General features: G+C 71.1%; 8 protein-coding genes. 2 read left to right on the forward strand and 6 right to left on the reverse strand.

What is annotated here, in order from left to right; all coding sequences use genetic code 11:
* The first annotated feature begins 244 nt into the window (after window positions 1–244).
* The gene (lexA, locus tag K377_RS08590; RefSeq protein ID WP_111662578.1) at window positions 245–1,030 is read left to right on the forward strand and encodes a transcriptional repressor LexA; all 786 of its coding nucleotides are present in this window, start codon (window positions 245–247) and stop codon (window positions 1,028–1,030) included.
* Window positions 1,031–1,112: 82 nt separating this feature from the next.
* Here lexA and K377_RS08595 read toward each other — a convergent pair whose 3' ends face one another.
* From K377_RS08595 to K377_RS08615, 5 genes are all read right to left on the reverse strand, one after another.
* Window positions 1,113–3,086 (reverse strand): ATP-dependent DNA helicase, encoded by a 1,974-nt coding sequence (locus tag K377_RS08595; RefSeq protein ID WP_111662579.1) that lies wholly within the window; start codon window positions 3,084–3,086, stop codon window positions 1,113–1,115.
* A gap of 40 nt (window positions 3,087–3,126) precedes the next feature.
* The gene (locus tag K377_RS08600) at window positions 3,127–5,046 is read right to left on the reverse strand and encodes an IucA/IucC family siderophore biosynthesis protein (protein WP_111662580.1); all 1,920 of its coding nucleotides are present in this window, start codon (window positions 5,044–5,046) and stop codon (window positions 3,127–3,129) included.
* Between the two features lie 40 nt (window positions 5,047–5,086).
* Window positions 5,087–5,992: a GNAT family N-acetyltransferase gene (locus K377_RS08605; RefSeq protein ID WP_111662581.1), complete on the reverse strand. Its 906-nt coding sequence runs from the start codon at window positions 5,990–5,992 to the stop codon at window positions 5,087–5,089.
* Window positions 5,993–6,046: 54 nt separating this feature from the next.
* Window positions 6,047–8,095 carry an IucA/IucC family siderophore biosynthesis protein gene (locus tag K377_RS08610; RefSeq protein WP_111662582.1) on the reverse strand — a complete coding sequence of 683 codons (2,049 nt, stop codon included), beginning with the start codon at window positions 8,093–8,095 and terminating at the stop codon, window positions 6,047–6,049.
* Between the two features lie 550 nt (window positions 8,096–8,645).
* Complete coding sequence (locus K377_RS08615) at window positions 8,646–10,112, reverse strand: diaminobutyrate--2-oxoglutarate transaminase family protein (RefSeq protein ID WP_111662583.1); 1,467 nt, start codon at window positions 10,110–10,112, stop codon at window positions 8,646–8,648.
* A gap of 465 nt (window positions 10,113–10,577) precedes the next feature.
* On the opposite strand from K377_RS08615, the gene K377_RS08620 reads away from it, so the two are divergent.
* The gene (locus K377_RS08620; RefSeq protein ID WP_111662584.1) at window positions 10,578–11,801 is read left to right on the forward strand and encodes a serine protease; all 1,224 of its coding nucleotides are present in this window, start codon (window positions 10,578–10,580) and stop codon (window positions 11,799–11,801) included.
* Between the two features lie 87 nt (window positions 11,802–11,888).
* On the opposite strand, the gene hflX is transcribed toward K377_RS08620, so the two are convergent.
* Window positions 11,889–13,385, reverse strand: a complete 1,497-nt coding sequence (hflX, locus tag K377_RS08625) for a GTPase HflX (RefSeq protein ID WP_111662585.1) — start codon at window positions 13,383–13,385, stop codon at window positions 11,889–11,891.
* Window positions 13,386–13,543: the final 158 nt, after the last annotated feature.

The following is a 13,543-nucleotide window of genomic DNA, read 5'->3' on the forward strand; positions in this document are numbered from 1 at the left end:
TGCGGGATCAGTGGGGCGGCGAGTGGCAGACTGGGCGGGCCCGCACGGCAGGTCTCGGTCCCGGCGGTGAATCGTACCGGATTAAACCGAATTGCCGTTCTTTCGCGAGGGCAGCCATACACCTAGGCGCATGATCACAACAAGTAATCTGCGATTTTTCACTCGAACGTGTGTTTGGCGCAACCTTTCGAAAGGAACTACCGTTGGCTAGCTAGGGAGACATTCTCGAGAGGGGCCGACCGACGTGACCACGACCGCAGACAGTGCCGCCATCACTGCCCAGGGCCGCGCCCAGGGCCGACTCGAGCCGGTGCATGCCATGAATGACGCAGCCATGAGCCAGGAGGGGCCCAAGCCAGGGCGCTCTCTGCCCGGCCGACCTCCAGGAATCCGGGCGGACAGTTCCGGGCTCACGGACCGCCAGCGCCGCGTGATCGAGGTCATCCGGGACTCGGTTCAGCGCAGGGGGTACCCGCCGTCCATGCGCGAGATCGGCCAGGCGGTGGGCCTGTCCAGCACGTCGTCGGTCGCCCACCAGCTGATGGCACTCGAGCGCAAGGGCTTCCTGCGCCGCGACCCGCACCGCCCCCGGGCGTACGAGGTCCGCGGCTCGGACCAGCCCAGCGCGCAGCCGACGGACACGACCGGTAAGCCGGCCGCTTCGTACGTGCCTCTGGTCGGCCGGATCGCCGCCGGTGGGCCGATCCTCGCCGAGGAGTCGGTCGAGGACGTCTTCCCGCTCCCCCGGCAGCTGGTCGGCGACGGCGAGCTGTTCGTGCTGAAGGTCGTCGGCGACTCGATGATCGAGGCCGCGATCTGCGACGGCGACTGGGTCACGGTCCGCCGCCAGCCGGTCGCGGAGAACGGCGACATCGTCGCGGCGATGCTCGACGGTGAGGCCACCGTCAAGCGCTTCAAGCGCGAGGACGGCCATGTGTGGCTGCTCCCGCACAACTCCGCGTACCAGCCGATTCCCGGTGACGAGGCGACCATCCTGGGCAAGGTGGTGGCCGTTCTGCGGCGCGTCTGACGCACCTCCCTGACCGGGCCCCGGAACCAACTGCGCCGGTTCCGGGGCCCAACGCTGTCCGCGTCCGGTCCCGGAAGGCGGGTCACTCCTCTTCGGCCTTGGCCTTCGCGTCGATCGCCGCCAGGGAGCGACGCACCTGATTGCGATCCGTCGTGTACCAGAAGTTCGGCATGGAGGCCCGCAGATAGCTGCCGTAGCGGGCCGTCTCCAGTCGGGGGTCGAGGACCGCGACGACACCCCTGTCACCCGTCGCACGAACGAGACGGCCCGCGCCCTGGGCCATCAGCAGGGCCGAGTGGGTCGCCGCCACCGCCATGAAGCCATTGCCGCCGGCGTCCTCCACGGCCTTCTGCCGGGCGCTCATCAGCGGGTCGTCGGGGCGGGGGAACGGGATCTTGTCCATGACCACCAGCTGACAGCTGGCGCCCGGCACGTCCACGCCCTGCCACAGGGAGAGCGTGCCGAACAGGCAGGTCTTCGGATCGGCCGCGAAGGCCTTGATCAGCTCTCCGAGGGTGTCCTCGCCCTGGAGCAGGATCGGGAATTCCGGGATCCTGCCGCGCAGTTCCTCAGCGGCGGCCTGAGCGCCCCGCATGGAGGAGAAAAGTCCGAGGGTGCGGCCGCCGGCGGCCTGCATCAGCTCGGTCAGCTCGTCCATCATGTCGGTGCGGGTGCCCTCGCGCGCGGGGCGGGCCAGGTGCTTGGCCACGTAGAGGATGCCCTGCTTCGGGTAGTCGAACGGCGAGCCGACGTCGACGCCCTTCCATACGGGCAGATCGTCACCGGTGGTTCCTTCGGGAGCGAGGCCGAGGGAGGCCCCCACCCCGTTGAAGTCCCCGCCGAGTTTCAGGGTCGCCGAGGTCAGGACCACCGAGCGGTCCGTGAAGAGCTTCTCGCGGAGCAGTCCCGAGACGGACATGGGGGCCACGCGCAGCGAGGCGCCGAAGCGGTCGTGGCGCTCGTACCAGACGACGTCCCACTCCGACCCGTTCGTCACCCGCTCCGAGACGTCGTGGATCGTCTCGACCGACGCGAGGGCCTGCTTGCGCACCGCATCCTCGTCCTGGACGGACTTGTCCCGGGTCGAGCCGAGGGCGGTGATCACGGTGCGGGCCGCGTCGCGCAGCGCCATCAGCGCGTATCCCAGGTCCTCGGGGATCTCTTCGAGACGGCCCGGCAGAGCCAGCTCCATGATCCGCTCGAAGCCCTCGGCTGCGGTCTGCAGCTGGTCGGCCGCCTTCTCGTTCACGAGCTTGGCCGCGCGGCGCACCGCGCGGTTGACCTGCCCGGGGGTCAGCTCGCCCGTGGCGACACCGGTGACCCGGGAGACCAGCTCGTGGGCCTCGTCGACGATCAGCACCTCGTGCTGGGGCAGCACCGGGGCGCCCTCGATCGCGTCGATCGCGAGCAGCGCGTGGTTGGTGACGATGACGTCGGCGAGCTTGGCGCGCTCGCGGGCCATCTCAGCGAAGCACTCCTGCCCGTAAGCGCATTTCGAGGCCCCGAGACACTCGCGCGAGGAGACGGACACCTGGGACCACGCCTTGTCGGAGACGCCGGGGGTGACGTTGTCCCGGTCACCCGTCTCCGTCTCGTCCGCCCAGTCCCGCATCCGCAGCAGGTCCTGACCCAGCTTGCTGGTCGGAGCGGCCGCCTCGAACTGGTCGAACAGGCCCTCCTCCTCTTCCTGAGGCGCACCCTCGTGGAGCCGGTGCAGGCACAGATAGTTCGACCGGCCCTTGAGCATGGCGAAGTCGGGGCGGCGCCGCAGCAGGGGATGCAGGGACTCGACCGTGCGCGGCAGGTCCCGCTCCACGAGCTGGCGCTGCAGCGCCAGGGTGGCGGTCGCCACCACGACGCGCTCCCCGTGAGCCAGGGCCGGCACCAGATAGCCGAGCGACTTTCCGGTGCCGGTGCCCGCCTGGACGAGCAGATGGGAACCGTCGTCGATCGCCTCGGCGACGGTCTCGGCCATGGTGACCTGGCCAGGCCGCTCGGTGCCGCCGACAGCGGTCACGGCGGCGTGCAGGAGATCGGGGAGTGAGGGCTTCGTCATAGCTCGACCACCCTAAGGGGCCCCACTGACAATCCTGCGATCACAGCTGATGCAGGGGATTGTCGACGGTGCCCTCCACGGCGGCATGCGGGCGGTGGGCACGGTCGCGGTATCCGTCGAGGTGCAGCCGGTTGCGGTTGAGGCACAGGCGCTCGATCTGCGGGGTGAGCAGGTCGAACAATTCGTAGCGGTCCTTGAGCTCGGGGAAGCGGGCGTGGTGGTGCAGGATCTCGGCACGCAACAGCGACCAGAACTCGTGCTCCGGCACGCCGAGTTGTTCCTCGTACAGCGGAGCCAGGTAGCGGAAGACCCCCACGAACAGACCGGAATGGATGAACTGCGTGAGGAAGTCGGGACGCTCCGTGAGCAGCACGTCGCGGACTTCTTGCGGCATGGCGTCGTGCTCGGGGAGGGGAACCGCACTGATGTTCACGTCGTCCACGAAGTCCTTGACAGCGAGCCGTACGGGGACGTCCTGGTCGTCGAAGACGACGATGGCGTTCTCCCCGTGGGGCGAGAACACCGTTCCGTAGCGGTAGAGGAAGCGCAGCAGAGGAGGCAGCAGAGCCGCGAAGAGCCTGCGCAGCCAGGTCCTCGGGGCGAGGCCGGAGCGGGCGACCAGCTCTGCCGTGAAGGCGCGTCCTTCGGGGTCGGTGTGCAACAAGGAGGCGAGCGTACGCGCGCGTTCTCCCGGGGCGAGCTGTCGGGACACCGGCTCGCGCCAGATCGCGCCCAGCAATTCCTTGTACTGGTAGGGAACTTCGTCGAGTCCGTCGTACAGGGGGTGGCTGACGGCCACCGAGGCCACTTCTCCGAGCAGGACGACCCGGCATTCGTCCCGCAGGAAGGGGTCCGCGTCGCGCAGTGCATGCATCCATGTGGTGACGGCGGGTGCCGCGAGGGTGCGCTCGGTGGGGAGCCCGCGCCAGACAAGGGTGTTGAGAATGGACAGGGGCAGCTTCACGGTGAGCCGCTCGGGGCGCGTGGTGTTGAGGAACGTGCGGATCGACTGCTGCGGCAGACGCACGTCGCTGTCGGCGGGCAGCGGGACGATCGCGCCGGCCGCGACGGCGGGCGCGAACAGCGGCAGCACGACGTCGTCCCACTGCCAGGGGTGCACGGGGAGATAGAGGTACGCCGACGGGTCCAGGCCCCGGTCGCGCAGTGTCGCGGCGAACAGCTCCCGCGTCTCCGCGTCCAGTTCACGGGAGTAGAGGGTCTCCGCGGACTCCAGGCCCGCGCCCGTCGCGCCCCGGTAGGCGGCCAGGTCGGTGTGGACGGCGATCCAGGGAAGCCGGGTGGGGCGTCGGCCCTCGGGGGCCCAGAGCGCGGTGTCGGTCGCCGAGAAGCCGAGGCGCCCCTTGTTCAGGACGAGCCAGGGGTGGCCGGTCTGGTGTCCTTCGAGTTCCGCGTAGCCGAGGTCGGCGAGCTGGGCCGAGGTCAGGGCGGTGTGATCGAGCCGGGCGTCCGCGGCGAGTGTGACCGTGAGTTCGCGGATGATGTGGCCGAGGGTGATGCCGTCGAGGCCGAGGACGTGCTTGGCGCGGACGAGGAACGCGAGGGGGTCGGTGAAGGGCCGGGCTTCCGGCGCGGGGCCCGGGTCCGTTCCGGGCTCCGGTGTCCAGGTGATGCTCGCCGGGTCGACCTGCCAACTGCCGTACGCGCCACGGCGGGCCCGGAACCGGAGTATTCCGCCGGCCGCGGTTCGGGCTCCGGGCCCTTCGTCTCGGGGCTGTCCGTCGGCGCCGGGCACGGCCAGGGTGTAGCCGGAGCGCGCGGGCTCCGGCGACTGCTCTATGTCGTCGGCCACCGGGCGGAGGATGTCCTCGTAGGCGAACTCACCGATCAGCTTGGCCAGCAGCCGTCCGCCTGCCCGGGTCCAGGCGTCAGGAGTGAGTTCGGGCGGGGCGTAGAGGACGGGCGGCTCTCCGGAACTCGGGACGACGGACGGATTCGGCACGGGATCTCCTCGGGCGGGAACCGGATGAGGTCGAGTATCGTTACTGAGAGTGACTGGGTCGGAGCACGGCGCGCAAGGCTCGGTCTCGGACCATGAGCGCGGCCCGTTTGTCGGGGAGGTCCACCTCGGCGGAGAAGCGGAATCCTGCGCTCAAGAAAGCGGAGACGGAGGGGGTGTTGCGAAGGTCGGGTTCTGCTACGACGCGTGCGCATTGCGGGCGATGGTCGAGTACGAGGTCGGACACGGCCGTGAGCAGTGTGGTGCCGAGTCCTCGGCCGCGATGGGCGACGCCACCGATGAGGAGGTGGATCCCGGTGTCGTGCGGGCGGGCGGGGTAGTGGCGGGCCAGCGGATCGAGGTCCGCGCGATAGATCTCCCAGTAACTCATGGGCCTGCCGTCCAGGACGCCGAGGCAGGGCACGCTGCGTCCGTCGCCCTCGACCTGGGGTCGCAGATGACGCTCGGTGACCTCGGCGGGACCGGCCAGTTCCCAGAACGCGGCGACGGCCGGGTCGTTCATCCAGCGGCTGATGAGCACCAGGTCCCGGTCGATACGGGCGGGGACGAGCTGGAACACGCCCGCGCCGGTGGTGACGGGGCCCCACTCCCCCACGTCGTCGAGGAGATCGTGCTCGGCATAGGCCGTTGTGTCGGAGGTCTTGGTCAAGGACGCCTTGGCCACCGAGGCCGAGTCCAGGGCCGAAGCCTCGGGGGTGGTGGCCCCGGAGGCTTCGCGGTGGGCTTCGTCCGGGCCGGTGCGGGCGGGGCGGGACGTGTCCTGCTCGGCGATGAGCGCGATCAGTTCGTCGGGCAGGCGCAGGTCGAGGGTGTCCTGGCAGTCGCTGTTCTCCGTGCGGTGTACGGGGTCGGGTGTGTCCGCGGAGATGCCGCCGGGGTCGGCGACAGGAGTGGTGCCGGCGTCGGTGCTCGCATCGGTCGGGGGCACAGCGACGCTCCTCTCAGGATGTCGTGTCGGGCATGGTCCTCAGGTACATGGGGTTCAGGAGTGAAGGGGGTTGGCGATGGTGACGTAGACGGACTGGGTGTCGACCGGGCCGACGAGTTCGTCGAGGCCGTGCAGCCGGGTGAGCAGGTTCGCCTTGCAGCGCAGTGTCGGCGCGTCGAGGAGTCGGCTCGGCAGCGGGCTGCGCAGCCGGGTGGGGCCGGTGGCGGCCTCGGTGAGGAAGCGCCGGAATGCGGCAAGCAACACCCGCTCGTCGGCGAGCTGTTGGGATCCGAAGGCGCCGATCAGGCCGAGGACGTTGTTGATGGCGAGGTAGTAGGCGAACCGCTCGTCGGTGACCTCGTCGGAGACGAAGGTGTCGCTCTGCGTGCCGATGCCGGGCAGTTGTCGGTCGAGTTCGGCGCGGTGGGACTCACGGAAGTAGTAGCCCTGGTTGTCGCGGTAGCGACCGCCGGTGGGCCAGCCGTCGGGGTCGAGCAGCAGCAGCGTGTTCTGCTGGTGGGCTTCGAGGGCGATGCCGGCTTCGCTGTCGAGCCAGAGCACGGGGCGCACGACGTGTTCGAGATAGCGCAGGAACCACTCGGCGGAGACGGCGCCGCAGGGGCGTCCGGTGCGGGCCGCGAGGCGGGTGATGACGGCTTCCAGACGTGAGGCCACCGGTGTGCGGCCGAGCGGACCGGCGGCGTCGATGTCGTCCGGCGGCCGGGGCGAGACGAACCCGGCGATGCAGGAGGCGTCGTCGGCCGGACCGAAGGGGTTGTTGCGGATCATCACGTCGAGGCCGGGGGCCGCGCTGCCGTCCGGGAGGTCCACGGCGAGCCAGGCCGGGTCGCGGACGATGTCGAAGCCCGGGTGGGCCGCGCGCCACCGCTCGGAGATTCCGCTGCGCAGCAGTCGGTGGACCTCGACACCGCGGTGGAGTTCCTTGCGGAGGTTCTCGCGACGGGAGTTGGTGATGCGCAGGCCGAGCGACAGCTTCAGCATGGCGGGCGCGCCGGACCGGTACAGGGTGCGGACGGAGGAGGTGGGGAACCAGGGCTCGCCGTGGGGGCCGAGGTCGATCAGCAGACCGGCGTCGAGGAGTTCGGCGACGGCGGGGCGGTGCTTGAGTTCGCGGATCTGCCAGGGGTGCACCGGCAGGGCGGCGTGGCCGGCGGGTACGGCGAGGCCGGGGCCGGCGAGCCGGGCGGTCAGGTCGGCGGCGGGGACCGTGCGGCCCCGTTCGGTCCAGGCGGAGTCCTGGGCGAGGGCGTCGGGTGCGACAGCGAGCCAGTGCAGAGGGAAGGAGCCGCGCAACTCGGGTGAGTAGAGGCGTGCTTCGGCCTCGGAGAGTCCCTCGCGGCTCTTCGGTGTCGGATGCAGCGGGTGGCCCAGGAGGAGGGACTGCTCCGCGGCGAGGAAGGTGTCGGCGGAGTCGGTCGGGCTGCGTCGGCGGTCGGCGATGAACTCGGCGGTGCGGCGCACCGAGTCGGCGACCCGGCCGACCAGGTCGCCGCTGTCGCCGGACGGTCCCGGGTCGGCGTCGAGGGAGGCGTGGCCGGGTTCCGGGGCTTCGGCCTCGGCCGCCGTCGGAGGCGGGTCCATATCGGGGGCCGGGTCCGCGGCGAGCCGGTGGTTGTCCTGGGGGTCGGTCGGCGCCTCGGTCTCGCCGGTGCGCGCCGACTCGCGGCTGAGCAGCGCGGCGAGCGTGACGGCGTCGACGCACGGAGCGCCACGGGGGCCATTCTCGAGGCGGGGCAGGCCGAACCGGTGCCATCCGGTGGGCGACCAGTAGTGGACGGGGACCAGGAGAGCGGTGCCGCTGGCGGGCAGCGGGATCCGCAGGAGATCGAGGGAGGGAGGAGCCATGTCGTTCTCGCGCACCCAGCAGCGCAGGAGATTCTCGATGGCCGCCACCTGGGCGGCGGTGTCGGCGTCCGGATGGTCCAGGAGGTCGACGGTGGACCTGCGCGGACGCTCGGCCTCTTGGCCGCTGCCCTTCTGCCGGGGAACCGTTTCGCGTTCCTGCGCCTCCGGGGTCTGCGTGTCGCAGCTTCCGCCGGCAGTGGGACGGGGACGGCCGTCGGATGCGGGAGTGGCGTTCAAGAGTGCTTCCTTGCTCGGTGTGGTGGGCTCCGTACGGCGGTGGTCCGGGTCTGGCCCGGTGAGCCACCGCGTGCGCCGGTGGTGCCTGGGGTGGGGCGTGGTCTGGGGCGGGGTGAGCGGCGCGCCGGTGGCTCCGGTGCGGCTGTCGGCGTCGGGCTCACCTCGCGACGGCACCGGCCGTGACCGGGGTGCGGGGGCGCGGAAGGCCGGGCGTCGCCGGTCCCCCGGTCTGCGCTCCGTACGGGACGGGCGACGGCGTGGGCACCGGTTCGCTCGCAGGCACAGCTGTTGGTCCTCCCGCTGGGACGAAGGGTCGGCAGCGCTCGCCGACTCACCTATAGGCGGGACGAGCGGGCAGGCACAACCCCGAGAAACCGTCCGGGCGCGCACCAGGACAGGCCGAGCGCTGAGCGCCGACTGCAGATCCCCCGTAGGTTCACAACGATGCCGCGCCCCGAAAGACACGGGTACGAGGAGGACTTGCCGGACGCATGGCGGAACCTTTGTCGCCGCCCGGCCGGCGACGGGGCCCCCGCGAGGGCCCGCGGGTCTACGGACAGTGCGCCGCCCGGGACACGGCGGCGAGGGCGTCCGTGAGGCGGTCGACGACGGCCGCGGCCTGTTCGTCGGTGAGGGTGAGCGGCGGAAGGAGCCGGACGACGCTGGAGTGGCGGCCGCCCAGTTCGACGATCAGACCCCGGTCCAGACAGGCGTCGCGCACTGCGGCGGCGAAGGCGGGGGCCGCGGGAAGCGGCGATGGGGAAGGGCCGCCGAGGAGGGGGTCGCCTGCCATGCCTTCCGCGTCCTCCGCGTCTGCGGCGGCAGGACCGGATGCCTCGCCCTCCGGGTCGACGATCTCGACGCCGATCATCAGGCCGCGTCCGCGGACGTCGCCGACGATGGCGAACTCCTGGGCGGCCTGTTCCAGTTGGCCGAGGATGCGGGCGCCGAGGTCGGCGGCGCGCTGGTCGAGCCGGTTCTCGCGGACGTGGGCGAGGGTCGCGGCGCCGGCCGCCATGGCGAGCTGGTTGCCGCGGAAGGTTCCGGCGTGGGCGCCGGGGCTCCAGACGTCGAGGTCTTCGTGGTAGACGACCACGGCCAGCGGCAGGCTGCCCCCGACCGCCTTGGACAGGACCATGACGTCGGGCACGACGCCGCTGTGGTCGACGGCCCAGAAGGCGCCGGTGCGGCCGACGCCGGTCTGCACCTCGTCGGCGATCAGCGGGATGGAGCGCTTCTCGGTGATGGCCCGCATCCGGCGCAGCCAGGTGTCGGGCGCGGGGTTCACGCCGCCCTCGCCCTGGACGGGTTCGAGGATCATGCCCGCGGGCCGCGGCACCCCGGACTTGGTGTCGTCGAGCAGCGACTCGGTCCAGCGGGCGGCGAGTTCGGCACCGCGTGCGCCGCCGATGCCGAAGGGGCAGCGGTAGTCCTGCGGGTAGGGCAGGCGCGCGACCCGGACGTCCTGCGCGCCGCCGGACGCTTCGAGCGCCCCCGCCGTCATGCCGTGATAGGCACCGGTGAAGGCGAGGAGGCCGGAGCGGCCGGTGGCGGTGCGGACCAGTTTGAGGGCGGCTTCGACAGCGTCGGTCCCGGCCGGGCCGCAGAACTGGATGCGGGCCCGGTCCGCGAGCCCGGGCGGCAGGGTGCGGAACAACTCGGTGGTGAACGTGTCCTTCACCGGGGTGGCCAGGTCGAGGACGTGCAGCGGGGCGCCCGAGTCGAGGACCTTGCGGATGGCTTCGAGCACGACGGGATGGTTGTGGCCGAGCGCGAGGGTGCCGGCGCCGGAGAGGCAGTCCAGATAGCGGCGGCCGTCCGCGCCCTCGATGGTGAGTCCGCGGGCCCGCACGGGCACGATCGGCAGCGAGCGCGCATAGGTGCGGGCCGCCGACTCCCGCGCGGACTGGCGGCGCAGGATCCCTTCGTGCACGGCGCTGTCGCATGCGGATGCCTCGCGGGCCGCCCCGTCGAGCGGAGCGGGCAGCGCCACGGGCGCAGGATCGGTGACGGCCACGGCTGTTGGTCCTCCCGCTGGGATGTACGGCCGGCAGCGGCTGCCGACTCACCTGAGGGCGGGGCGATGTCACGCGGGCGCGACCGTGGCCCGCCCTGACACCGAGCCAGGACGGGTCGAGGACTGAACGCCTGTTGCGGATCCCCCGTACGTACCCAACGACGACAGGACCGGAGGGCCACGGGTGAAGCGGATACTCGTGCGACACATGACGAGACCTTTGCCCGGAGGCGGGCCCCGGCGGTCCGGAGGCGCGTCTCGACGGCCCTGAAGCCAGTACCAACGAACGGCGTCGCGTCCAAGATCCCTCCGTGACGGAACCGTTGCTGTTCCGTCGGTCGTCCCCGACGGCATCGGCATAGTGTGGGATGCCGTTCGGACGCGGAGGGTACGGCGGAGCACGCCGCTCGCCCGGCGCACCCGTACAGCGGCACAACCACCAAGAAGCCCAGGGGGATTCACGACATGCGACCCATACGCCCGTTGTTCGCCGCTCGCCGCGCCCGGAGCGCGCGCGGCAGGACGTACCCGGTGGCGGCGGCGGTCGCGCTCGGTGCGGCGCTCGCCCTGACCGCCACGGCCTGTGGGCCGAGCGACGACAACGCGGACGAGAAGCCGACCGCCTCCGCGACCGCGGGCGGGGACAAGATCCAGATCCCGGACGACATCAAGCAGCGGCTCAAGGAGCACGGGTTCGATCTGGACAAGTGGAAGAACGGCGAGTGGAAGAACTGGGACAGGGACAAGTGGCTGCGTGAGGCGCAGGACTTCGTCAATCCCATCATCGCCGGACTGTGGGACTCGGACCGGATGCGGGACGCCGACAAGAACCCGGGCGGCCAGGTCGACGAGAGTGATCTCTCCGGCGACCAGGGGGTGACCGACCCGGAGCCGCCGCCGGTGAGGGCGGCGGCCGTCCCGGCCACCTACCACCAGAACGTGCCGTATGCGGGCAAGCTGGTCTTCGACACTCCTGAGGGTCAGGCGCAGTGCTCGGCGACCGTGGTCACCGACCCCGCGCACCCCGGCAAGTCCGACATGGTCTGGACGGCCGGCCACTGTGTGCACGCGGGCAAGAGCGGCGGCTGGTACCGCAACCTCGCGTTCGTCCCCTCCTACAACGACAGCGCCAGGTCCTCGGCTCAACTGGACGGAGCCACGCGCGAGGAGATCGCTCCGCTCGGCGTCTGGTGGGCCGACGCGGCGCAGACCTCCGAGCAGTGGATCGCACAGGGCGGTCCGACGGGTGGCGCCGGCGCCTCGTACGACTTCGCGGTGCTGCACGTGAAGCCGGAGAAGGGCACGACCGACAAGTCCCTGGAGGAAACGGTCGGTTCGGCGCTGCCGGTGGACTTCAACGCGCCGGCCGTGCCGAAGATCTCCCGGCTGACGGCGAAGGGCTACCCGGCGGCGGCGCCGTTCGACGGGCAGAAGCTCTTCCAGTGCGCGGACAAGCCCGGGAGGCTGTCACTGGCCGAGACCGACCCGACGATGTACCGCATCGGCTGCACCATGACCGGCGGTTCCTCGGGCGGCGGTTGGGTCGGGCAGGGTTCCGACGGCAAGCCGGCCCTGGTGTCGAACACCTCGATCGGTCCGGTGACGGCGGGGTGGCTCGCCGGTCCGCGTCTCGGCAAAGAGGCCAAGGCGGTCTACGACTCCGTGAGCGAGAAGTTCGCCGGGCAGTAGGCGAGCAGGAGACCCGTCGTACGTGAGTGGGCCCGCCCCGGAAGTCCGGGGCGGGACCACTCACGTACTGCTGACTGCGGCCGGATGTCAGCCGGCGGTCGCCGTCGGAACGTACGGCGCGAGTTCCGCCGCCAGTTCCTCGTGCACGCGTGCCTTGAGCAGGGTGCCCTCCGGGGTGTGCTCCTCGGAGATCACCTCGCCGTCGCTGTGCGCCCGCGCGACCAGCTGGCCGTGCGTGTACGGCACGAGCGCCTCGATCTCGACCTCGGGCCGCGGCAGTTCGGCGTCGATGAGCGCGAGCAGCTCCTCGATTCCGGCGCCGGTGCGGGCCGAGACGGCGATCGCGTGCTTCTCGTTGCGCAGCAGGCGCTGGAGGACCAGGGGGTCCGCCGCGTCCGCCTTGTTGATCACCACGACCTCCGGTACGTCGGTGGCGCCGACGTCCCGGATCACCTCGCGCACGGCGGCGAGCTGCTCCTCCGGCACGGGGTGCGAGCCGTCGACCACGTGCAGGATCAGGTCGGAGTCGCCGACCTCCTCCATGGTCGAGCGGAAGGCCTCGACGAGGTGGTGCGGCAGGTGCCGGACGAATCCGACGGTGTCGGCCAGCGTGTACAGGCGGCCGCTCGGCGTCTCGGCTCGGCGCACGGTCGGGTCGAGGGTGGCGAACAGCGCGTTCTCCACCAGGACGCCCGCGCCCGTGAGGCGGTTGAGCAGCGAGGACTTGCCCGCGTTCGTGTATCCGGCGATGGCGACCGAGGGCACCTTGTTGCGCTTGCGCTCCTGGCGCTTGATGTCGCGGCCCGTCTTCATCTCCGCGATCTCACGGCGCATCTTCGCCATCTTCTCGCGGATCCGTCGCCGGTCCGTCTCGATCTTGGTCTCACCGGGACCACGGGTGGCCATGCCGCCACCGCCGCCGCCACCCATCTGCCGGGAGAGCGACTGACCCCAGCCGCGCAGGCGCGGCAGCATGTACTGCATCTGCGCGAGCGCGACCTGCGCCTTGCCCTCTCGGGACTTGGCGTGCTGGGCGAAGATGTCGAGGATCAGTGCGGTCCGGTCGACCACCTTGACCTTGACGACGTCTTCGAGGTGGATGAGCTGGCCGGGGCTGAGCTCACCGTCGCAGACGACGGTGTCGGCTCCGGTCTCGAGGACGATGTCGCGCAGCTCCAGGGCCTTGCCGGAACCGATGTACGTCGCCGCGTCGGGCTTGTCCCGGCGCTGGGTGACGCCGTCGAGGACCAGCGCGCCCGCCGTCTCGGCGAGGGCGGCCAGCTCCGCGAGGGAGTTGTCCGCGTCCTCGACCGTGCCGGACGTCCACACGCCGACGAGCACCACACGCTCCAGGCGGAGCTGTCGGTACTCGACCTCGGTGACGTCCTCCAGCTCGGTGGACAGACCGGCGACACGGCGCAGCGCCGCGCGCTCGGAACGGTCGTACTGATCACCGTCCCGGTCCGAGTCGATCTCGTGGCTCCAGGCGACGTCCTCTTCCATCAGGGCATCGGCCCGAAGACCTTCGGTGTGGTTCTGCGCGAAGCTCTGCGCGTCCTGGGAAGGGGAAGAAGAGGAGGTCATTGGATCCTTTGGGTCGCTGGGATTCGAAAGGTGGCCGGGCTCGCACCCGGTCCCCTGGCACCTGTGACAACGCTCGGGGCCGCCCCGGGATTCCCGGAGGCGCCCGCGCCGTCGGCCTGAAGATGGTCGCACGGTACGGGCCGTCTCGTCACCCGGGT

Source organism: Streptomyces sp. PsTaAH-137 (assembly GCF_003259365.1).
Lineage (GTDB): Bacteria > Actinomycetota > Actinomycetes > Streptomycetales > Streptomycetaceae > Streptomyces.